1 protein-coding gene is annotated in these 1,208 nt (G+C 57.4%); it reads left to right on the top strand.

All coding sequences use genetic code 11. The features are described 5' to 3' along the window. Positions 1 to 239: 239 nt before the first annotated feature. On the top strand, positions 240 to 1,178 hold the full coding sequence (locus A15D_RS17060; protein WP_102792898.1) for an IS110 family transposase: 939 nt from the start codon (positions 240 to 242) through the stop codon (positions 1,176 to 1,178). Positions 1,179 to 1,208 lie beyond the last annotated feature (30 nt).

Below are 1,208 nucleotides of genomic sequence, written 5' to 3'. Positions count from 1 at the left end.
CGACGCTTGTATGTTTGAATGTCCCTCCTGCAACGATGCAGGACTTGCCGGGGTGGAGGGACCAATGACGCATCTGACCTAAGGGTACAGACGGTAGGAGACTTGGCCCCACCCCGCACCTATTCATACGCCGATAAAGAATCCATCGGCTGAGTCGCACCTCAGACCGACGATACCAGCAAGCCAGCGTTCAGGTGCGCCCCGACAAGCATGTGTAACCTAGCTCAAGGGGCAGTTCAGTGGCAATGCAAGTAGCAAGATCCATCGTCGGCATCGACGTCGCCAAGGCCGAGTTGGTCATTCATTTCCAGGGCAGGACGCTCACCATTGAGAATACACCCCAAGCCATCAAACGCTGGCTAAAGAGCCTGCCATGCTCCTGTGAGATCGCCATTGAGGCCACGGGGACTTACCACATGGCGGTCATTGAGTTGGCCCATGCCAAAGGGCACCACATTTACGTCATTGATGCTTCACGGCTCAGCAGCTACCGCAAGGGAACAGGCGGTCGAGCCAAAACAGACGCCTCTGATGCCCAGCTGCTCGCCCGCCATCTGCAGAGGGAGAAGGAGGATCTACGCCGTTGGAGTCCGCCGCCCAAGGCGTATCGAACATTGCAGACACTGCTGCGCCGCCGCGCGGCGCTGATCAAGGCACGAACCATGATCCAGCAGAGCTTGAGTGGCGAAAAGGTTCTCAAGGCGAACCTGACAAAGTTGATTTCACAGATCAACAGCCTGGATACACTCATTCAGAAGCATCTTCGCAACACCGTCAGAGAGGCAGGGCTCTGTGATCAGGTGAAACGGTGCAAAGGGCTGGAAGGCGTGGGCGATCTGACGGCTTACGCCTTGGTCATGGCCTTCCTGCGAGGAGACTTCCGCAACAGCGATGCCTTCGTGGCCTTCCTGGGAATGGATGTCCATGTCAAAGACTCGGGCACGAGAACGGGCAAGCGCAAGCTGACCAAGAAAGGCGACTCAGAGACCCGCAGACTGCTGTACTGTGCGGCCATGGCCGCCTGCAAAAGCGCCCGCTGGATGGGGGTCTACCAAGGGTATCTCGACCGTGGTCTGGCGAAAACGCAGGCCCTGGTCATCCTCGCACGCAAGCTGGTCCGTATTGCCTTCGCGTTGATGAAGAACCGTTCCGACTACGTATCTAGCCCAGCCTCATAAAAGGGATGGACAACATAGAATCTCCTACGG

Source organism: Alcanivorax sp. MD8A, assembly GCF_002888555.1.
Lineage (GTDB): Bacteria > Pseudomonadota > Gammaproteobacteria > Pseudomonadales > Alcanivoracaceae > Alcanivorax.
Note: the sequence above shows the minus strand (reverse complement) of the source record. Positions and strands in the feature narration are given on the sequence as shown.